Source organism: Streptomyces sp. NPDC057617 (assembly GCF_042800555.1).
GTDB lineage: Bacteria > Actinomycetota > Actinomycetes > Streptomycetales > Streptomycetaceae > Streptomyces.
The window spans coordinates 489,951-508,454 of the sequence record NZ_JBHVGV010000002.1; the positions used below are offsets into that span (position 1 = coordinate 489,951).

At 66.0% G+C, this 18,504-nt stretch carries 24 protein-coding genes and 4 other RNA genes; 14 read left to right on the plus strand and 14 right to left on the minus strand.

Features of this window, described 5'->3' with window-relative positions:
* Nucleotides 1-3: 3 nt before the first annotated feature.
* The 12 genes from ACFU9P_RS07685 to ACFU9P_RS07740 form a co-directional block, all read right to left on the minus strand.
* Nucleotides 4-312: a hypothetical protein gene (locus ACFU9P_RS07685; protein WP_384078204.1), complete on the minus strand. Its 309-nt coding sequence runs from the start codon at nt 310-312 to the stop codon at nt 4-6.
* Between the two features lie 65 nt (nt 313-377).
* Nucleotides 378-716, minus strand: coding sequence for a phage tail assembly protein (locus tag ACFU9P_RS07690; RefSeq protein WP_384078205.1), 339 nt, complete (start codon nt 714-716; stop codon nt 378-380).
* Between the two features lie 51 nt (nt 717-767).
* On the minus strand, nt 768-1,508 hold the full coding sequence (locus ACFU9P_RS07695; RefSeq protein WP_384078206.1) for a hypothetical protein: 741 nt from the start codon (nt 1,506-1,508) through the stop codon (nt 768-770).
* 73 nt (nt 1,509-1,581) lie between these two features.
* Nucleotides 1,582-2,082, minus strand: coding sequence for a hypothetical protein (locus tag ACFU9P_RS07700; RefSeq protein ID WP_384078207.1), 501 nt, complete (start codon nt 2,080-2,082; stop codon nt 1,582-1,584).
* Nucleotides 2,082-2,450, minus strand: a complete 369-nt coding sequence (locus tag ACFU9P_RS07705) for a DUF5403 family protein (protein WP_384078208.1) — start codon at nt 2,448-2,450, stop codon at nt 2,082-2,084. Before ACFU9P_RS07705 ends, ACFU9P_RS07700 begins: the two co-directional genes overlap by 1 nt.
* Nucleotides 2,450-2,785, minus strand: coding sequence for a phage head-tail adapter protein (locus tag ACFU9P_RS07710; protein ID WP_384078209.1), 336 nt, complete (start codon nt 2,783-2,785; stop codon nt 2,450-2,452). The genes ACFU9P_RS07705 and ACFU9P_RS07710 overlap by 1 nt, the downstream gene beginning before the upstream one ends.
* Nucleotides 2,782-3,237, minus strand: coding sequence for a hypothetical protein (locus ACFU9P_RS07715; protein WP_384078210.1), 456 nt, complete (start codon nt 3,235-3,237; stop codon nt 2,782-2,784). Before ACFU9P_RS07715 ends, ACFU9P_RS07710 begins: the two co-directional genes overlap by 4 nt.
* A gap of 72 nt (nt 3,238-3,309) precedes the next feature.
* Nucleotides 3,310-4,311, minus strand: coding sequence for a hypothetical protein (locus ACFU9P_RS07720; RefSeq protein ID WP_384078211.1), 1,002 nt, complete (start codon nt 4,309-4,311; stop codon nt 3,310-3,312).
* Nucleotides 4,312-4,448: 137 nt separating this feature from the next.
* Nucleotides 4,449-4,805, minus strand: coding sequence for a hypothetical protein (locus ACFU9P_RS07725; RefSeq protein ID WP_384078212.1), 357 nt, complete (start codon nt 4,803-4,805; stop codon nt 4,449-4,451).
* Nucleotides 4,806-4,952: 147 nt separating this feature from the next.
* Nucleotides 4,953-6,071 (minus strand): hypothetical protein, encoded by a 1,119-nt coding sequence (locus tag ACFU9P_RS07730; RefSeq protein ID WP_384078213.1) that lies wholly within the window; start codon nt 6,069-6,071, stop codon nt 4,953-4,955.
* A complete protein-coding gene (locus tag ACFU9P_RS07735) occupies nt 6,068-7,501 on the minus strand; it encodes a phage portal protein (protein ID WP_384078214.1) in 1,434 nt (477 codons plus the stop codon). Before ACFU9P_RS07735 ends, ACFU9P_RS07730 begins: the two co-directional genes overlap by 4 nt.
* Before the next feature lie 35 nt (nt 7,502-7,536).
* Entirely contained in the window at nt 7,537-9,174 is a 1,638-nt protein-coding gene (locus ACFU9P_RS07740; RefSeq protein ID WP_384078215.1) for a terminase, read from the minus strand.
* Nucleotides 9,175-9,379: 205 nt separating this feature from the next.
* On the opposite strand from ACFU9P_RS07740, the gene ACFU9P_RS07745 reads away from it, so the two are divergent.
* Nucleotides 9,380-9,754, plus strand: a complete 375-nt coding sequence (locus ACFU9P_RS07745; RefSeq protein WP_384078381.1) for an endonuclease domain-containing protein — start codon at nt 9,380-9,382, stop codon at nt 9,752-9,754.
* On the opposite strand, the gene ACFU9P_RS07750 is transcribed toward ACFU9P_RS07745, so the two are convergent.
* Both ACFU9P_RS07750 and ACFU9P_RS07755 read right to left on the minus strand, forming a co-directional pair.
* A complete protein-coding gene (locus ACFU9P_RS07750) occupies nt 9,747-10,172 on the minus strand; it encodes a hypothetical protein (RefSeq protein ID WP_384078216.1) in 426 nt (141 codons plus the stop codon). The genes ACFU9P_RS07745 and ACFU9P_RS07750 overlap by 8 nt on opposite strands.
* A 293-nt stretch (nt 10,173-10,465) precedes the next feature.
* Nucleotides 10,466-10,726 carry a hypothetical protein gene (locus tag ACFU9P_RS07755; protein WP_384078217.1) on the minus strand — a complete coding sequence of 87 codons (261 nt, stop codon included), beginning with the start codon at nt 10,724-10,726 and terminating at the stop codon, nt 10,466-10,468.
* Between the two features lie 550 nt (nt 10,727-11,276).
* On the opposite strand from ACFU9P_RS07755, the gene ACFU9P_RS07760 reads away from it, so the two are divergent.
* The 13 genes from ACFU9P_RS07760 to ACFU9P_RS07820 all read left to right on the plus strand — a co-directional run bounded on the left by ACFU9P_RS07760 (nt 11,277) and on the right by ACFU9P_RS07820 (nt 18,491).
* Nucleotides 11,277-12,338, plus strand: a complete 1,062-nt coding sequence (locus ACFU9P_RS07760) for a hypothetical protein (protein WP_384078218.1) — start codon at nt 11,277-11,279, stop codon at nt 12,336-12,338.
* A gap of 32 nt (nt 12,339-12,370) precedes the next feature.
* Entirely contained in the window at nt 12,371-13,183 is an 813-nt protein-coding gene (locus ACFU9P_RS07765) for a hypothetical protein (RefSeq protein WP_384078219.1), read from the plus strand.
* Nucleotides 13,184-14,923: 1,740 nt separating this feature from the next.
* Complete coding sequence (locus tag ACFU9P_RS07770) at nt 14,924-15,190, plus strand: hypothetical protein (protein WP_384078220.1); 267 nt, start codon at nt 14,924-14,926, stop codon at nt 15,188-15,190.
* Between the two features lie 18 nt (nt 15,191-15,208).
* Nucleotides 15,209-15,297: hammerhead ribozyme type II (locus ACFU9P_RS07775), an RNA gene on the plus strand.
* A gap of 21 nt (nt 15,298-15,318) precedes the next feature.
* Complete coding sequence (locus tag ACFU9P_RS07780; protein WP_384078221.1) at nt 15,319-16,101, plus strand: hypothetical protein; 783 nt, start codon at nt 15,319-15,321, stop codon at nt 16,099-16,101.
* Between the two features lie 5 nt (nt 16,102-16,106).
* Nucleotides 16,107-16,173: hammerhead ribozyme type II (locus tag ACFU9P_RS07785), an RNA gene on the plus strand.
* 19 nt (nt 16,174-16,192) lie between these two features.
* On the plus strand, nt 16,193-16,579 hold the full coding sequence (locus ACFU9P_RS07790; protein WP_384078222.1) for a hypothetical protein: 387 nt from the start codon (nt 16,193-16,195) through the stop codon (nt 16,577-16,579).
* A 19-nt stretch (nt 16,580-16,598) separates the two neighbouring features.
* The gene (locus ACFU9P_RS07795; RefSeq protein ID WP_384078223.1) at nt 16,599-16,919 is read left to right on the plus strand and encodes a hypothetical protein; all 321 of its coding nucleotides are present in this window, start codon (nt 16,599-16,601) and stop codon (nt 16,917-16,919) included.
* Nucleotides 16,920-16,924: 5 nt separating this feature from the next.
* An RNA gene (locus ACFU9P_RS07800) (hammerhead ribozyme type II) lies at nt 16,925-16,991 on the plus strand.
* Between the two features lie 19 nt (nt 16,992-17,010).
* Complete coding sequence (locus tag ACFU9P_RS07805) at nt 17,011-17,766, plus strand: DUF2786 domain-containing protein (protein WP_384078224.1); 756 nt, start codon at nt 17,011-17,013, stop codon at nt 17,764-17,766.
* Nucleotides 17,763-18,011, plus strand: coding sequence for a hypothetical protein (locus ACFU9P_RS07810; RefSeq protein ID WP_384078225.1), 249 nt, complete (start codon nt 17,763-17,765; stop codon nt 18,009-18,011). The genes ACFU9P_RS07805 and ACFU9P_RS07810 overlap by 4 nt, the downstream gene beginning before the upstream one ends.
* Nucleotides 18,008-18,415, plus strand: a complete 408-nt coding sequence (locus tag ACFU9P_RS07815; RefSeq protein WP_384078226.1) for a hypothetical protein — start codon at nt 18,008-18,010, stop codon at nt 18,413-18,415. The genes ACFU9P_RS07810 and ACFU9P_RS07815 overlap by 4 nt, the downstream gene beginning before the upstream one ends.
* A gap of 11 nt (nt 18,416-18,426) precedes the next feature.
* Nucleotides 18,427-18,491: hammerhead ribozyme type II (locus ACFU9P_RS07820), an RNA gene on the plus strand.
* Nucleotides 18,492-18,504 lie beyond the last annotated feature (13 nt).

Sequence of the window (18,504 nt, forward strand, 5' to 3'; positions counted from 1 at the left end):
GGGCTACCTCCCCGTGAACCGCTTGTAGATCTCGGCCACCGACATGGGGCGGCGTTCGCCGACCCTGTTCGCCGTGGCCTTCTTGGGGCGCGGGTAAGGGGGGATCTTCGGGGCCTTGCTCCTGCCCCACTGGCCCGTGGCCCGGGTGTTGGCGTTGACGGCGTCGTAGAGGTCAGCCGCGAGGTGGCGGTCCTGCCCCCAGCCGAAGAACTCCCTGCCGCCCGACGCCAGGGCAACGGTCAGAGATGTGTCGGGCAGCCTCCGCACAAGCGCGAGGACCAGCGCGGGAGAGGGTCCCTGTCCGGCGATCACCTTGGTCAGATCGACGCCGAAGTGATGCAGCAGATCGGGGTAGAGGCCCTCCCCGTACTGGTCGATCAGGCGGCAGAGGCCGAGGCTTCCCCCACCTGGGTTCCCTTGCCGTACCGGTCGAAGATCTCCGCCAGAACGGCGAGGTCACCGCCGACCGCGCTGAGCAGCTTGTCAGCGGCCTCGCCGGAGTCGGCGACGAGCCGGATCGCCTCGGACATGAGCGCTTCCTGATCGGCATCCTCGGCACTGAGCTTGTCCTGTAGGTCAGTGAGGTCGTCGCGCTTCTGCTTCGGCAGTCGCAGCGGGTTGAGCAGCCGCACCGTGCTGGCGCCGAGCACGATGTCCGTGCTGCCGTACCGGGCCTCGGCTGCGGCGCGGATTTCGTCGAGAGAGTAAGAAGCCATGGTCGCGGAACCTCCGGGGGAGTGAAGAGAACGGGAAGCGGACCCGGGAGGTCAGGCCGCGGGGTCGGTCACCCAAGCGGAGCCAGACCAGGACGCCTTCGAGGAGTCGCCGAGGACGACGTATTGTCCGGTCGCCCATGCGGTCGAAGGGGTGGCGATTACCGACGCCAGTTCGGCAAGGTTCGCCGGGGCAACTGCGCCGGCCGGAGTGAAGGACCCGGGAATGCCTGCGGTCGCACCGGTCGCGACTGTGCCGCCCAGCGGAGTGACCGCGTACGTCCACGAGTTGGATCCGAACGTCATCGGCTTGACGCCAAGGGGCAAGCCTGCAAGGGATTCCGTGTCGCCGATCGCCATGTCGTCGTTGCGGTAGATCTCGGCCTTCGGCACGTAGAACGCGAAGTGGTTCTCGCCATCGATGAAAACCGCCATGAACGCGGCCTGTGTAGGCTGCGGATTGGCTGGGACACCCACGCTGCCGTCCGGCAGGATCGGCGCGTTTGCGCCGAAGTAGAGACGCAGTGCCGCAGCGTCGAGCTGTTGCAGCGTAAACGTCATTGTTTCGGTTCTCGCGCTGTATTTCGTGCGTAGAGACTTGTTCTGAAGCGTGCCGATCGTGGTTGCCTCGCCACCCTCGGAGGTGATTCCGAAGACGTCTTCAAGGCTGGTGTGGCCGACGTTCTGCCACGGCGACACCGGGACCAGAAGGTCATCCGGCATCGGGGTGCCGGTCGGGGCGGTGAGGTAGTTACCGGAGCCGACGACAAGTGTCGCGGCGTCGTTTATGGGCAAAGAGGGAGTCCTTACTCGCGCACGCCAAAGACCCCGGCCGCTGGAAAGCTGACCGGGGTCCTGTGCGGAATGGTTACTGAGAGAGGGGATAGGGACGCGTGCGCGGCTTCCTGATCTGGATGTCGTAAATCGACTCGTACCTCCACACGCCCGTGGGGAGATTCGCGTATTGCACCGGCCCCGTCGCAGTGGCCCAGTCCGAGGCGCGTCGCGGCGAACTGTTCATATCCACGCGGGTGATGTGGCCTCGCCCGGGTACAACCACGTTGTTCAGCCAGGCGTCCCGCAGGACGACTCGCACGGCCTCGGAGAGGATCGCCGCGTCCTCGTCTCCGTCTGGGTCCTGCGCGAAGCAGTTGATGACGACCCGGGCCGCGTCGGTGAAACGGGTATCTCCGCTCCAAGCGCCGAACGAGGGGTCACGGCGGATAAGGACCAGCGGGAACATCTCATGCTGGTCGACGAGAGACTTTACGCGGATACCCGGCAACCTGCTGCGCAGGATGGAGAGCAACAGGTCTTCGACTGGGCTGAGTTCGGCGAGCGCTTTGATGTGATCGGGAACGCCGGCCACTAGTCGAGCTTCACCCTGCCCTTGCGCTTCTTCGGAAGACCGGAGGCCGTCGCCAGTACATACAGGCCGTCCATCCCCGGGACTTCGACCTCAAATTCATTGCCGAAGCTGTCCTTGCGGGTCACCCTGGAAGCCGCGCGGCCGTACTCGATACTGAGGGCTGCCTTCTGGCCGCGTTCGTCGCTCAGAACGACGTATTTATCCACGTCGCCCTCTTCGACCTCGATCGACGAGTCACCATCGGCGCGGTGCTGAATGAGAATCTCCTCGGCCCTGACAGCGATCTCGAACGCAATGCGTTCCAGCTCGTCTTGCACGTCCTGGTGCCGGGACAGAACGCGAGGAGTCTTGGCGTATATGAAAACCATCAGGGGCGCTCCCGGATGTCGATCGACCAATGTCGGGTCCGGCGGTCGCCATGGTGATAGGCGGGCGGAGAAACTACGTCCCACTGACGGCCCGCGTATTCGACCAGGGACCAGAGAGAAACGCCTTCGAGGTGGGAGTCCACGATCATCCGCGTCACATTGATCTGTTGCTGACCGGGCACCTCGGCCCGCGCGCTGCGCTGGGGAATGAAGGCCGCGGTGACCTCGATCGGCCCGGCCGGGTCCGCGACGATCACCGCGTTGCCCCGGTTGTCGACTATCTCGGCCGTCTTCCAGACGCGGGCCTTCTGACCGCGCCTTCGTTGGACGCTCACCAGGGGCTCACCTCGTCGGAGAACATCGGGAACGCGTCACCCCCGTAATCGACGGGCACGCGTCCGGCATCCCTCGGCTGCGGCTTGGTGCCCCACGAGCTGACGACGACGCTCACGAGGCCGGGTTTCTGCCCGGCGATTCCTTCAAGGAGCCGGATCTCCTCGCGGGTGAAGTACACGGTCCCCGCGTCCCGGCCGATGTCCGACCAGCCCAGCGTCTCGTCCCCGGCGCGGGACTGGGTGTATCCGTTGGGGTTGCGCATGTAGCGGGCTGCGGCCTTGAGGACCAGCGTCCGTACCAGGCGGGGTGCCGACTCTTCGGGCCAGTTACGTCCGTAGGTGGCGGCCAAGTCGGACGCGTCTTCGAGCGCCCCGCCCGCGATGCGGAGTTCATCGTCGTCGAGCTGCCAGTCCAACCGGCCCTTCAGTTCGTCGAGGGTGGCGTATGCCATCGCTCGACCTCCCTTCCAAAAGGCCGGCGGGCCGCGCGCCGATGTAGGCCAGTTCGCGCGGCCCAGCGCTTATTACGCGTTGGCCGGGTCGGTCTCGGCGGCGCGGCCGGTCGGGGTCCACACCTTCGCGTCCGAGATGCCGGTGATCTTCGCCAGCTCCGAGGCCGCAGCCGGGTAGTCCGATGCGCCGTCGAGCTGAAGCTTGATGCCCCGCACGAAGTGCTCCTGCGAGCTGATGACTTCCTTCTCGTTAGCCTCGTCCCAGCCGACGAGAATGTCTGTCACAGACCGGAAGCCGTTGTACGTATTCACGACGGAACGATCCTGCAAGTACAGGGAGTCGTAGTCGCGAATCCAGCGCAGGGCGATTCCCTCAAAGGATGTCGTCGCGCCGTAGGGAACGGACTGCGGTACGGATGGGGCGCCGGAAAGGAAGATGAAGCCGGAGCTGGCGAAGGCGTAAGCCGCATCGCTCGGAATTGTCTGGTCGACGACGATGCGGAAACCGAACCGTTCACCCAGCGTCGCGGTTCGAAGGGCAGATTCAGCCTCCGAGTCACCGACATTCTGCGCCAGGTTGAGCTTCTCATCGTTGAGCAGCGCCGACTCGAAGTCGGAGCCGACGAGGAGGTAGCGGCCCTCCTTCGGCGCGTGGAACGCATTGAGAACGCGCCGCGCCTCGATCAGCGCACTGCGAAGGTTCTGCCCCGCGTTGCCGATAGTGACGGCGTACTGCTGACTGGTCAGAGTCTTCACGGCTCTGCGCTGGAGGCCGCGTGATACGGCCTTGACCTGCGGGCGGAGCAGCTTGCTCCACTGATCGATGTCGAAGTCGTTCTGCTCGTCGGTGAGCTTCACTGCGCTGTATGAGTTGCCACCGAAGGTGACGGCGATTTTGCGTTCGCTGTACTCATCGAACTGGATCGGCGTGCTGCGGTCGTTGCGCCACGCGTAGTCGTGGAAGGGGAGGATTCCCTCGACCTTCATGCTGATGGTGTCGTTGTCGGCACCCTTGAACTGGTCGACCCCCTGCTTTTGGAAGAGGTTCGGTACGATCAGTTCCTGTTCGAGCATGCCGACTGCCGTGTTCACGAGCTTTTGGGGCTTAACGACCTGGTGCTGTGCGGTTGCCAATTAGGTACATCTCCGGGGGCATAAGAAAACCCCCGGCCAGTCGGCGCGGGGGGCGGGGGAATGTTTGGTCACTGCGCCTAAAAGCGCCGGGAGCGACGCGCGAGGACGCGCGGGTCCATTTCTCCGTCGTCCTCGTCGGACGGGGTGAGGCCACCGCCGAGGGACTCTGGAGCAGTCGGGGCGAGGAGGGCTTGCAGGGCCTTCGCGTCGGTCTCCAGCTCCTGAGGCGTTGAGCCACGCAGTCGGCCGGCCAATTCGTCGGGAAGTTCGAACTTCCGGGCCACCGAGGCGACGACGAGGGAGTGCTCCAGTTCGGCGTTCTTTGCCTTGACCTCGGTGAGCGCGGCCTCGAACTCCTCAGGACTCTTCGCTTCGGAGAGCTTCGACTCGGCATCGCGTAGCCGAGTGCGGTATGAGGCGGCTTCGCCACGCACCTTGGTCAGCTCCTTGCGGGCCCACTCAGGGAGGGCGTCTTCCGGGGTGCCGGCCGGTGTCTCCGCCGACTCCGGCTCGCCCTGCGGCTGCTCGCTTTCGCCGGTCTTCTGGTCATCGTTCGGGGCAGGGGTCTGCTCGGACAGGGGTCACGCCTCCCGGGCTGTGATCGTGGATTGCCGCGCCTCCTGGGCTGCGGCTCGTTGCTTCTGGCGGATGAAGCGCCGCCAGGCGCTCACGGCAGACTTGCCGCTCAGGCCCTTGGTGACCTGGGGCCACAGGGCCTCGTACTCGCGGGAGAGGGCGGTCAACTCCGAGCCTTGGTACTGCTGCATGGAGAAGACCGGGGCCGCGTAGCAATGACAGTTGTCGTGGTAGCGGTCGCCGTCGACGAACGTCGCGGACTCGCGCGATTTGTAGACCGGGCCTCGACTGATCAACATGGCGCACCAGCCGCACGGAGTGCCCGTACGGGACAGCCGTACGTACCCCAGTGCTCGGCGGTCGCGCCGCATATGGTTCCAGGTCGTTGACCGGCCCCCGTTCATCGCAACGCGGGAAGCCGCGGCTGCTTGCTGAGCGCCCGCCTGGCGGTGCGCTTCCTCACGGGCCTTGTCGGTGTCCCTGGCCGGCTGCTCGTCGCCGATCTCGTCCAGGCGGCGATTCAGGTTCTGCGAACCGAGGGCGTCGAGGACCGTACGGAGTTCTTCCTCGGCCTCCCGCTCGATTCGCTCCTCGTCCTCGCGGAGCCCTTCGAGTTCCTCGACGAGGATGCGATCCCAATCTTCATCCTGGTCCTGGCCCTCGTCGGCGTGCGTCACCTGGACGCTGTCGGCGACGGGGCTGGAGCTGTCCCGCGAGTCGGGCGCAGCGTCTCTGGACTCGTCGGTCGCCGTCTGGCTCGTACTGCTGGCGGAGGGCGGGGCCTCGTATGTGCCCGCCAGCTCGGCGAACTCGCGGCGGAGGTCGGCGAGGGAGACGTACTCCGGCTCCGGGTGGTACGGGTCTGCCACTGTGCTGCCCGTTTGCAGAGCCCGCGCAAGTCGGTAGTACGCGCGGGCCAGATCGCGGGACTGCCGCCTGCGTCCCATCACGAGGGAGATGGCCCGGCGCAGCCAGCCAGATGCCGTAGTTGCCCGTTGTACGGCCGGGACCTCGTGCCACAAGGACAGCGCATCGGTCACGGTCGCGGCGCCGATCTGTGACAGCGCGACGTGGAAGGCGGTCGACGCCTGGTCGATCTCCCTCTGTCGTGCTGGGCTGGTCACGCTGCGACCCCCAGTTCCGTCCTGTGTTGAACGTCGGGCGTTGCCCGTTGTAGGGCGCTCGCGAGCTGGCCCACTGAGTCGTCGTCCTCGGCGAGCTGCTCCCAGTCCTCGAACTCGTTCTGCGTAACGCCGGGCACCCTGCGCCACAGCCCCTTCGCCGGGATGCCGAGCTGCTCGCGCAACTTGCCGAGCGCGTCAGCGGCCTGCGCGAGACTGCGCTGTTCCATGTCGCGCCAGATGACCTCGCCCCGGTAGTCCTCGGCGGAGGTGGCGTTGCCGGACAGCTCGGCGGCCAAACGGAACACCCTTTCCCAGCACTCCCCGAATGCCGTGCGGAACTCCGCGATCTTGCGACTCAACGCAGTCTCCGCAGCTAGGAGGGCCTCGGCGCTCAAGTTGGCGATCTGGCCGAGGAGATGGTGGGGCGGGGTCTGACTGACCGCTGCGAGGTGCCTTATGGACATATCGACCGACTGGATGAACCCGCCGAGCGGCGTTTCGTCCAGCGAACCGAACTTCACGTCCGGGTCCTCGGCGAACAAGAACCTCTTGGCGTTGTGATTGATCGCCAGCGGGATCGGATTGCCCTCGCCGTCGAGGACGGCCTCGCCTGTCTCCGGGTCGCGCTGGACTGGCGGAGCCATGCCGGTCACGGTCCGCACCTTCACCGAGGCGTACGTCTGAGCCACCAGCAGATCGAAGATCGTCTGATTGATCCGGTCCTGCAACGCGATCATCGGCTCGATGACGCCGAGGGTCCGGCCTTCCAGGTCGACGCTCGCGGCGAATCGGGTCACCGGGCATTCCGAGGCGCCGTGCTGGCGCCCGGCCGTCACCGTCATGCCCTTCTCGTCGTCGAGCGACTTGAAGGTGACCGCGTACTCGTACCGCGCGTCCCACATCCGGGCTTTGCCATGCGACTCGCCCGAGGGCCAGGCCGTGACCGTTAGGGCCGCGTACGGGGTGTCATCGTTGGCCGCGTCCTCGTACAAGGCGGCCGTGCGTAGGGAGGAAAGACCCTTCGTGCGCACCGTGCCCGTGCGGGACTTCTCGGTGACGGTGAACGAGTGTCCGTACGTCAGCGCGCCCCGGTACACCGCGGCCTGCCGCGCGTCGAGTCGGGAGCGCTGCCAGTGCGCCCATTCGACCGTGGTCGTCTCGGCTGGCGCCGGGAGGCCCGCGCCTGCTTCGCCGGACCGGAAACCATCGACGTACAAAGCCTGCGCGGGCGTACCGACCAGCAACGGCATCCAGTTCGACACCGAACGGCGCGCGAGGAGCCGGTACTCGTCGTCGGCCTGGGGCGGCATGTACGGGTCGTCATGGTGGCCGTGGAGGTAGTCGTCGATCCGTTTCAGGCGGTCGCCGTCCCGGTTCAGGATGGCGAGGAGTTGACGCGCGAGCGAGGCGGGAGTCAGGGGGGTGGTCAAGCAACCACCACCTTTGCCACACTCTTACAATTGGCTCACAGGAAATAGCCGCGACCGGTTCTCTTCCGAACCTTCTTGCCGTGTGCCCGGAGGTCGACGAGGGCCTCGTGCGCGAGCATCAACGCGGCGTATGCGTCGACCTTGCGCGGGGACTCCCGACCCTCCTTGCCGAAACTAATTCCGTAGTTGTTGGTGCGGCGCCGTGCGTTGAGTGCGTGCCGGCGGAGCTTGCGGTCGCCGTCGTGGACGAGCTTGCGGTCGAAGACCGACCGCATCAGCCGCTCGTGCGCCATGGTTGAAGCTTTCAGGCTCGACCGCATGTCCCAGCCGATCGCGTCCTTACCGGGCGCTTTCACGGCCAGGCCCTCGCCGTACGTGTCCGACCACTCGGATATGTAGCTCTCCCAGAGAGCTACATCGGCGTAGAAGCCTCGCACCTCGAAGGTGCGGAGCGCATCGTGCACGGCACTGTCGACCTGGGCGCGCGGGACGGCCCAGTCGTCACCACGCGGGCCATCCGGCTTCTCCCACAGGCCCAGAACACAGGCGTACATGTCGCTGACGCGCAGTGCCACCAGGGCAGTTGCGTCATCCTTGAGACCGCCATCGAAGCCCATCACGATCTCGTCGCCGGGTTGGAGCATTTTGCTGTCGTCCCGAAGGACGTCCCACTCGGCCGGCCCATACAGGGCGTCCTCGCTCGCGACGATCTGGTTCAGCCACATGCGCCGGGACCGGCTCGGCGCAATCGTGGTGTCGAGGATCGACTGAAGGATGGTCTCGACCCGCAACCAGACCGCGTCACCGCGGATCTTCGGCAGAACGATCCTGATCGCCTCAGGCGTCAGCGGTGTTGCCGGGTGAGCCTCGATCGAGTCGTACATGAAGCCGACATCCGCCGCGCGGCCGTCGAGGATCTTCTCGAAGGCTTCGCGCATTCGCTCGGCCACGGAGTCTTCGCCGGGCAGGTACGCATTCGTGATCGCCAGATACCGCGAGTCCTTCTTCGTCGCGTTGCCGTCGATCGTCTCGTACATGCGGTCGCCGTTGTTGCCGGTGACCCAGTGGTGTGTCTCGTTCAGCACGGTGAAGGTGACTCGGCCGCCCTCAAGAGCGCGGAACGAGCTGGTGACCGCTTCGAGGCGCTGCCGGCCGCCGTTGGCGCGAATCAGCTCGGCCCCGGCTTTGATGCCGTACGTCTCAATGAGCTTGTCGCTCATCAGGCTCGGCATCAAGGTCATGGTGTTGCGGGTCTGGTCGCGGCTGACGGCCGCGATCTGCACCCATGCCTGGGGATGCGGGGCGCCGACCGGCTGTCCGTCTGGACCCCAGTGCGAGAAACGGCTCGGGCCGACGAATTCGACGAGCGAGATCACGGCCAAGAGCGGGTCCTTACCCCAGCCCTTGAGCCTCTGTAGGACCCCCTTGCGGTATACGAAGCGGCCATTGTCGTCGATCGCGTACCACCACAACACGAAGCGGAGTTGCTCACTGGTGAAGCGCCACGGCCCGCCGTGTTCCGCTTCCAGGTACTCGGCGCACCAACCGGCGATCTGCCAGCCGAGCGTGTGCTTGGGTAGCTTCCATGAATCGTCCGGGTTCTTCAGCCATGTCGGACCGAGGAACGTTGGCTCCAGGGCCTCGATCTCCTCGACAGTGAGCTGCGCAGCCAAGGCACCCCCACGAGGTTTCCGCGAGGCTGAGCGAAGCCTGCCTGATCGAGAACGAGCCGGTGTCAGTGCCTCCAGCTACTCTCCGAACATGCTTTACGCGATCCCACTCAATGACGACACGTTGATGAACTGTGAGCAGTGCAGCGCCGTCTACAAGTACGGTGTGCGCGGACGGGTGAGGGGGCATTGCCTGGGCTGTACCCCCATGGCCCGCCAGGCACGGCGGTACAACCTGACGGTCAACGACGTGAACGCCATCCTGGAAGTCCAGGGGTACGTCTGCGCCTTGTGCAGTCAGGGATCCCAGGGACACGACGGCCGTTCGTACTGGCACATCGACCATGACCACAACTGCTGTGCCTCTAAAGACTGGACATGTGGCAGGTGCGTCCGAGGGTTGCTATGCATCGGATGCAACTCGCGCGGAGTCGCCTGGTACGAGCGCCTACCGCGCAACCGGCAAGACTGGCAGCGCATGAACGACTACCTGGCGAACCCTCCGGCGCACCGCTGCCTTGAAACTCGGCAGTTCCGTGTGTCCCTGGGGGGAACGCCTCCCGACAGGCGCCGAATCATCTGAGGCCCAGATCCTTCTTGTAGTCGGCGATAGCGAGGACAGCCGCGGACTGCTCCTCGGGCTCAGGCTCATGCAGTTCAATGCGCACACGGCGCCGGTCGCCCTCGGCAACGAGGAGTCGCTCGAAGGCGCCGTAGATGGTCTGGAGCATCTGACCCGACCGCTTCCCCGACTTCTTGTAGAAGGAGAGGTCTTCGCACAGGGAGTAGGCGAGGGCCCAGTCGCTCGCCTGGTAGAAGTCGGCTTGGCCGGACTCCTTCAGGGCGTCCCACAGGCGTTTCGCGATCGGGTGCCAGTTGCGGTCCGCATTCGGCACCTTCGTGGGCCGGGCGACACCTCGCGTTACCGACTGCACATCGCTGCCCTTGCGCTCACGGGGGCGAGCGAGGTCGGCCTCGCGGGCGGGTACAGGACCAGGCAAGCGACACCTCCTACGCTTAAATAGCCTCTGTGGATCAAGGCATAGCTGGCCTCGTTGGGGCCCTATCAGGTGGCTTCATCGGGATCGCTGGCACACTTGGCGCCGCGCGCCTGACCGGACGAGACCAGAGACGCTCACAACATGAGCAATGGCGGCGTCAGGTTCGTCGGGATGCCTACGGGAAGTTCATTGCTTGCGCGTCTCGCGCGTTCCGGGCGGGGGAAGCCGCGCACGAGGCCGCACGCGAGGGCGATCTTAACGAGTCTCACTATCAACAGCTTGCTGTTGTGGCCTCAGAAGTCGAGGAAGCCTTCACCCTCGTAATGCTGGAGGGGCCAGAGGAAGCGGCGATTGCAGCCGACGAGGTGAACAGCCAGGTTCAAGGATGGCGCATCGCCATCGGATGGTTGCTCGGGAAAGGGGGCGGACGTCCTGTCCCCCGCGAACAGGCTGTCAGGCGTTCGGCTGACGCAAGCAATCTGGGCGCTGATCGCCTGCACGAGTTCACCGAGCTGTGCAGAGAACTGTTGGATTAGCAATGGCGGCTGAATCATCGAAGCCCAGGGTGCGGCTCCGTCCTGGGGAATTTCTGTGCATATTGGCGTCGAGCGGCAGCTCGCGCAGCTCCGCCTTCACTGGATGATTTAACCCGGTGATGCCACTCGCAGAGTGATCTCAGGTTGGCCTCTCGATGGTCTTCACCAGGTCGGATGTGGTCCACGTCAGTAGCAGGCTCGGCACATCGCACGCCGTACTGATCTCTGGCTGTGCACTGATGGCCGTCGCGGCGCAGAATCCGGAGACGTAGTTGAGGCCAATTCGCCGGTAGGCGCTGCCTGCGGTCGGAACTCGACCAGGACATAAAGCCTCCAGGCGTACAGATAAGAGGCTTTAGGCACCGGCGAAGAAGCATCAGAAATGGGCCCCCGGAGGGGGCCCACTGTCGAAGGTCTCAAGCCGTTGAGGCTCAACCTTCTACACATATATACGGAGCCTGACGGCGATACCGGAACGCAGTCAGGCGTGAGCCACGCCACACTCTTGCAGCCCAAGGTCCGAGGGGGTTGCTGGATCAACTCTTGCAATGTGGCCACACTCTTGCGTATGGTGCACGGCACAGCAAGCAAACGACCCCGGCTCGACGGTGCGCAAACACTGGCCGGGGTTGTCGACCGAGAGGGGTATCTCTCGATGCGAGTGCATCGCAATCGGCATGACCGGGCCTTCGTCGTCGTCCCCAACGCCGCCGCCCGCCACAACGCCCTGTCCTTGTCCGCCCGAGGACTGCTCGTGACCCTCCTGTCGCTCCCGGACGGCACCCGCGCCACCGTCGACACCGTGACCGATCAGGTCGAGGAAGGCCGTCGCGCCGTGGCCAAGGCGTTCACCGCGCTTGAGAAGGCTGGCTACCTGCGCCGTGAGCGCGGCCAAGACCCCGACACCGGACTCTGGGGAACGCAGACCCACATCTCTGACCTGCCGATGGACCGCATCCCGGCGGTCGGTGCACCGAAGAGCCGGAGCGTCGGCGATCTTCCCAAGGAGGAAAAGAACCGGGAAAAGGACCTCCTCCCCGAGCCCCGACCCCACGGCGAAGAGGCGGCGCCGCCGCGAGCCAAGGAGGAGGGAGATGCCTCCGACGACAACGACCCCCCCGTGACCGCCCGCGCCGCTGCGACCCTCGCGCAGCTTGGCGACGCGGACCGTCGCCTGGCACTCAGCACCAGCGAAGTTCTCCGCCTGGCCCCGCTCGCCGCCGCCTGGCTCGCCGAAGGCCACAACGCCACGAAGATCGTGGCGGCCCTGACCACCCGCCTGCCGGAGCGCGTCGACTCCGCAGCCGCCCTGGTCTCGTATCGGCTGAAGAACCAGATGCCGGCCAGGCCCGCGCCAAAGGCACCGCCCGCCCCGGACGTCCGCCATCGCTGCCAGTCCTGCGATGTCGTATTCCCCGCCGGGGTCACGCAAGACCTGTGCAAGTTGTGCCGCGCAGAGATGGAACGGGCCACCGCCCACGTCCTCGGAACCCCGGCTCCGGCAGCCGAGGACCAGCCCGCACCCACCAGCGACGAGGCGGCCGGACTGATCGCCGCCATCCGCCAGCGACGTGCCAGCGCGACTGCCACCCACCGCCGCCACGGCCGTCCGGCCTTCGCCGCCGCCTGACCCTGCCAGCGCTCGAACCCAAGGGAACACCCATGTCTACGTCCATGCAGATGCCCTGGTACGCCAAGACCGTCTTCGTGGCTGGCAGGCCGCTCGTCCTGGTGGCGGCACTCGCCATGTCAGTGCCCGGAGAGATCCAGATGGCACAAGCCGCGGGTTGGCACGGCTGGGTCGCATGGCTCATGCCCGTGTGCATCTCCGCCTACGCCGCCGCAGCCGCCGTCATCGCCGAAGTCCGCCGCCGGATGGCACTGCCAGGTCGCGTTACTGCCACCATCGGAGCTGGCGCCGCCCTCGGCCTGGCACTGTCAGCACAGGTCGTGGCGCACCTCATCGAGCAGAGCTACATGCACACTTCGGCCGTCTTGGTGGCGCTTGTCTCCGCCGTGCCGCCGCTCGTCGTGGCACACATGCTGCACATGGCGGCGACCCCGGCTGGCGAGATGACCGCCTCCGCGCAGATCCGCCAACTGGAAGAGCTGGTCGCCGCGCTGGCGGGCGAACTGGCAGATGCCTTCAGCCGCGAGGGGCGGGCGCTGGTGTCGAAGGCTCGCGCAGTGAAGAACTCGTACGATGAGCTGGCCGACGACATCGACGAACTGGTGGCCAGTGCCGACGCCATGGCGGACGAGCTTGCCGGGGAGCTGGCAGCGGCTGAGCGGGCGGAGCCGAATTCGCGCCAGCAGGGCAGTCCGCGGAAGGCCATCCCGCTGACAGTGGTCAAGGAAGCCGTCGCCGCCATGCAGGCCGAGGGGAAGAAGGTCACCGGGCCGACGCTGGCGGAACGGCTCGGTTGCTCCGAGCGCTCTGGCTACCGCTACCTTGGCGAGGCCCTGGCGGCCTGACCCTCGTGACGACCCAATCAAACACCGGAACTTGAGAGTATTAGTTACGCCGAATCGCTATCTTAGCTAAGACGGCACATTGCATAACTGGAAATACAGATGCAATGTGGTCGCCGCCCCGTTGGGGCCGTCTCCTGTCCGAGACGGCCCCAGGGCGGACCCATGCGGTCCGTTTAGAGGGTTTCCGTTCCGGCTGTGGTCAGCGCAACCAGCCTGCCACGCTGCGCAGCCAGTCTGCCGTGAGGCGACCGGCCAGCGACGCGAGGTAGGAGGCGGCGATAGGCCACAGCCGGGCTAACCTCTCCTTCTTCTTACGACGGCGCCCACGAGCCATGCGTGTGCTCCCTTCCGCAGAGGTGGTGCTGCCCTGGCGGCAACGCCGAAGGTGAGGGAGGGGAGAACTGTGCAGCGGTGCGAGGGCACTGCGCAGCATGAAGATAGTCCAACTCCGTTGCCGAAATGGTCGAAACGGTCCAAGAGTGGTAGCAGCGCGTTTCGGTGTTGGGATCTCAAACGACCTTGAAACCGTGGCAACTTCTGAGCTGCTAAGACGTGGCGGTGTCGGCCGTCGCGTACCGGGGGTCATACCCCCACCCCGCCGGGCGTGCTCTAGGATCGCGCGCTCCGCGCAGACGCACCCCCCCCGCACCCCCCAAGGCAGTGTCCGCCCGGATCGCGCCCGGACGCTGCGGAACGGCCGCAATCGGCCCCCAAGACCGGCACTCATGCCCTGCCGTACGGCCTTCGAGCTGCGCTTATGCGATCTGGTTTGCAAGAGTGTGGCTGGTGCCGTAGTGTTCTGCCTGTCGCCGCAACGGGGCGCCAGCCGCAAGGCGGGGCAACGGAGCGGGGGCAGGGACTCGAAGCGATTGCAAGAGTTGCTCACAATGGGATCGACCCGCTAGGGTTGGGACCAACGCCGAACGGGAACACCGGGCAGCGGTCAGGACACTGGGATTGCCTGGCCGACCGGCTCTCATGGCGGGTAGCAACGCAGCGATTGTAAGAGTTGCGCAGAACGGCCGAGGCCCGCTAGGGTCGGAGCCAAGCCAGACCGGCTCAGGCCGGTACGGCGCACGAACTGAGCTTGTCGCTCACCCGGCCCCGCCTCAAAGGCGGATGTCGCAACCGCATCGCGGTGTGGGTGGGTACGCAGGGCGCAGGTGGGCTTGAAGGTGCGTGATCCGGAGGCGGGGCATCCTGCCGATGATGGGAGCGTGTCGGAGACGACGCCGAACCCCTGGGGTACAGCCAACGTAACAGGCAGCGGCGCGGATTCTCCTTGTCCGCAGTCCCGCCCGTACGGTCCTGGTGAAGCCTGCGAACCGCCCCGTCCTCCGGGGTAGGCGCTGGGTGAGAAGCAACCCTCGGATGCCCGTGGGAAGCGATGTCAGGGCAGCCGTGTGGACTTCGGAGGTCAGGGCTCACCGTTCATTCGAACGGGCCGGGAAACCGGCCGGAACGAACCGAACGGGCCGGAGGAATCCGGCCGGTTCGAGAGGTGATGGAACGGTGAGCCCGATGGCTTGAGCAATCCGCCATCGTTACCCGAAATGATCACCTGACTGAACATCCGGCCCCATGGGTCGGGCCTCCCGGACGCCTTGGGCGTAGGTGCGAAGCCGCTGGGAGGCACTGATCGCAGCCCCATTGTAAGAGTGTGGCTGTGACTCATTGTCGCCCGAGGGCGGCGAATCCAATGCTGGACGACCGTCCGGCGAGTCCTGGAAGGGGACCGACATGGCCGTCACCATCAAGCCCGTGAACCTCGTCAAGTCCGACTGCATCGGTACCGGCCCGAGCCTGATCGAGCAGGCCGACAATCTCGCCGGGCGGGCGTTCGGCCTGGCCCTGGAGCTGGACGCCGCGAAGGTCGAGCTGGCGGAGCTGGAGAACGTCGAGATCGCGTGGATCAAGATCGCCCTTGGCCTGATGGTCGAGCGGGACGCCTACGCCGTGGCCCTGTACGAGGTGACGCGGGAGCTGGAAGCGCTGACTGCTTCGTAAGGGCCCATTGTAAGAGTGTGGCGAAACGTGACCCCTCCGGCCTCATGCCGGCCGAGGGGGAACGTCGTCGCGGGGTGGTGCCCGCGGCCTGACGATGCCAGCCGCATCCCTCCGACTGTGGGGAGCACATGTCCCGTACGTTCCGCATCACCCTCGACGAAGTGTTCGGCGGGGAGACGCTCGAAGCGTCGAGCATTCGTGAGCTGTGTGGAGAGGTCGCCCGATACGAACACGGGCAGTGCCAGGACAACTCGTGCGAGATTCCGAGCATGATCGAACACGGCCATTACCTCGCAGCCGTGCACGCCCTTGCCGGTGCCTCGGAGTTCCCGGCCGTCGATGCCCTGTACGCCAAGTACGCCAAATCGCTGACGATCAAGAGGTGCGACAAGGACGCCACCGAGTGGTGGGACTTCGTCTCCCCGTTCAGCGTCAGGTGTCACGACTGCGGCGCGATCGTGTACGGCGATCCGGTGGACGAGACCTTCCCGCAGAACGGCTGCGGTTCGTGCTGGAAGCCGCTCGACGTCGAGTCCTTCATCGACACCTTCCGTGACTCGGTGATCGAGTCGCTGCTCTGGGCCACCCTCGTCTGGAACGCCGAGGGCTGCGACGAAGGCAACGCCGAGGACCACTTCGACGCGAGCGACATCCCCTCCGAGAAGTACGACGAGATCGACGGCATGTGCCGATCCTTCGTCTCTGAGAACTGGGAGACGCTCGGCCACTACCAGCGCGAGGCACACAACCTCGGTCACGAGTACCTCGTGATGGCCGCACACCTGGACTCCGGCTTCTACCGCTACGTGTCCGCTGAACACGGCGAGACCCTGCGCGAGATGGCCAGGGCCGACACCCTTCCCGAGCTGCACGCCTACGTCGGCGACGACGGCGAGCTGTACATCGACTGAGGCAAAGGCGAAACGCCCCACTCGGGGCGTCCGGTCGGGGTGGTGCCCGACTGCTGACGATGCCAGCCAGCATTCATTCCAAGGACGACCCATGAAGATCCTTCGCGCCCTGAACTTCCGCGCCAAGCGCCGCGCTGAGCGCGCCTTCTACGCCGAGTTGCTCGAACTGAGCGGCCAGGTCGCCATGATCCATCAGGAACTCAGCACGGCCGTCGACCACTTCGCCGACACCTTCGACGACGGGATGTTGGCCTCGATGGTAAGCACCTCTTTCACCTGCACGGAGGTTGACGCCATCGCGGGTCTGCTCCTCGCGGCCGGCCGGGAAGAGGCTGGTGTGTCCTGGCTGGAGTGCCACGCCGAGGGTGACGAGTACGGCGACGCACACAACCAGGGCACCGAGGTCTGGGACGACCAGGAAGACTCGTGGCCGACCGCCGTCGATATTCGCGAGTACGCCCACGCCCTCGTGGCCTGAGTCGGGGGAGTCGACCGCAATGAGCGAGTGTGACTTCTGCTGCCTGCCCGGAGCCCGGTGGCTCTACGTGCCCAGGGACAGGGCCCACGTCGCCCTGATGACCGACGACGGAGTGGTGACCCCGATCCCGAACGATGGCCACTGGCGAGCCTGCGACTTGTGCTCGGATCTCGTTGACACGGACGACATGGAGCGCCTGATCGGCCGCTCCCTGAACACGATGCGCGTCCTCGGCGTTCCGCTGCCGGACGACGAAGCGGACCTTGAGGCGCTGGCCATGGTCGTGATGGCCAACTTCGCCACCGTGCTCGCCGGTAGGCCCACGAAGCAACCCCTGTAGGTGATTGGCGAAACCCCCTGTCAAGGGGGTCGGGGCGGGGTGGTGCCCGCTTCCTGACGATGCCAGCCGCATCAAGATCCACGAGGTACACATGAACGACAAGCCGCAGCCTCACCCCAAGCTCGCCCAGATTCGGGCGATGCTGGCGAAGGCCGAGGACCCAGCAGCAACCCCCGAGGAGCGGAAGGCGTACAACGCCAAGGCTCTCAAGCTGATGAGCAAGTTCGGGATCGAGCGCGCCATGCTCGCCGAGAAGGAGCCCGACTCCGACAAGGTGGGCGACCGCGCGGTAACGATCGAGGGCTCGTACGCACTGGAGCGTCGCGCCCTCTTGAACGAGATCGCACGGAGCCTCGGGGCCAAGGTCGTTTACAACCCCATGCGCAAGGTGAACGGCAAGAAGATCTACCGGATCCACCTCTTCGGCTATGCGAGCGACCTCGACCGCATTGAGATGCTCTTCGCGTCGCTGTCTCTCCAGGCCACGAACGGCCTTGTCGACGCCCGGCCGTGGGTGCCTGGCGAGAGTGTGGCCGCGTACCGGCGGTCGTGGCTGCGAGGCTTCACCACCGAGATCGGTGGCCGACTGCGGGGCGCGGAGAAGCAGGCGCAGACGGACGCCGAGGAGGAGCGGAGCGGCGCAGGGCGCTCGGTCGCCCTGGTGCTGGCCGACCGCAAGAGCATCGTCGAGGCCGCGCAGGCACGGGCATATCCGAAGCTCGGCAAGGCTGCGAAGCTCCCGAAGCTGACCGGGACTGGACAGCGCGACGGACGCGCGGCCGGACGCCGTGCCGATATCGGGGGACCGCGCGTCGAGGCCGCTCAGCGCCAGGCGGTCTCGGCGTGAGCGACCGCATCAAGGAGAAGGTCCGCGAGGTGCTGGCGGTCACCCGCGAGGTCGAGAAGTGGCGGGAGGACTACGACCCGGCTACCGACGAGTGGTACACGCTGTGCAACCTCGCCGACCTCACAGAGCAACTCGTGTTCTCGCTGCCGGGTGAGCTGCTGCCCGAAGAGGAGTTGCGTCACCCGTCCGGGCACGAGCACGCAACCGTCGACGAGCTGATGAAGGCGCTGGGGGTCGACTGGTGACCTGGCCTTACGACCTCTACATCTGCGACTGCGGATACGAGAACCCCGAGGACCACGACGGTTCGTGTGGTGCCTGGCGGCACGGCGGCACCTTCCACGACTACGGCTACCGAGAAGCGTTCCGGGCCGCCGCCCGCGAGAAGCACGCCTACGTCGAGTCAACCAGTCCGCACAACGGGGCGAAGGCCGTGGTCTTCCAGCACATCGAAGGCGGAGGGCTCTGCGAGCTGTGCGGTCCGACGACCGGCCGGCGTGGGCCGTGGACCCGATCACCGTCCAACCGCCAGTTCCTGTGTGAGGTGTGCGTCCGCGACCTACAGAGCGCGCTCGATGACCTGCACAAGTCGATCGGCGCCTACCGGTCACGGGACCTGTGGCCTGTCCTCGAAGACGCCGAACGCTGACCGACTCATCAAGGCGAAACCTCCGAAGGGAGGTCGCGGGGCAGTGGTGTGCCCCGCCTGACGAAGCCAGCCGACATCAACAGCGAGGA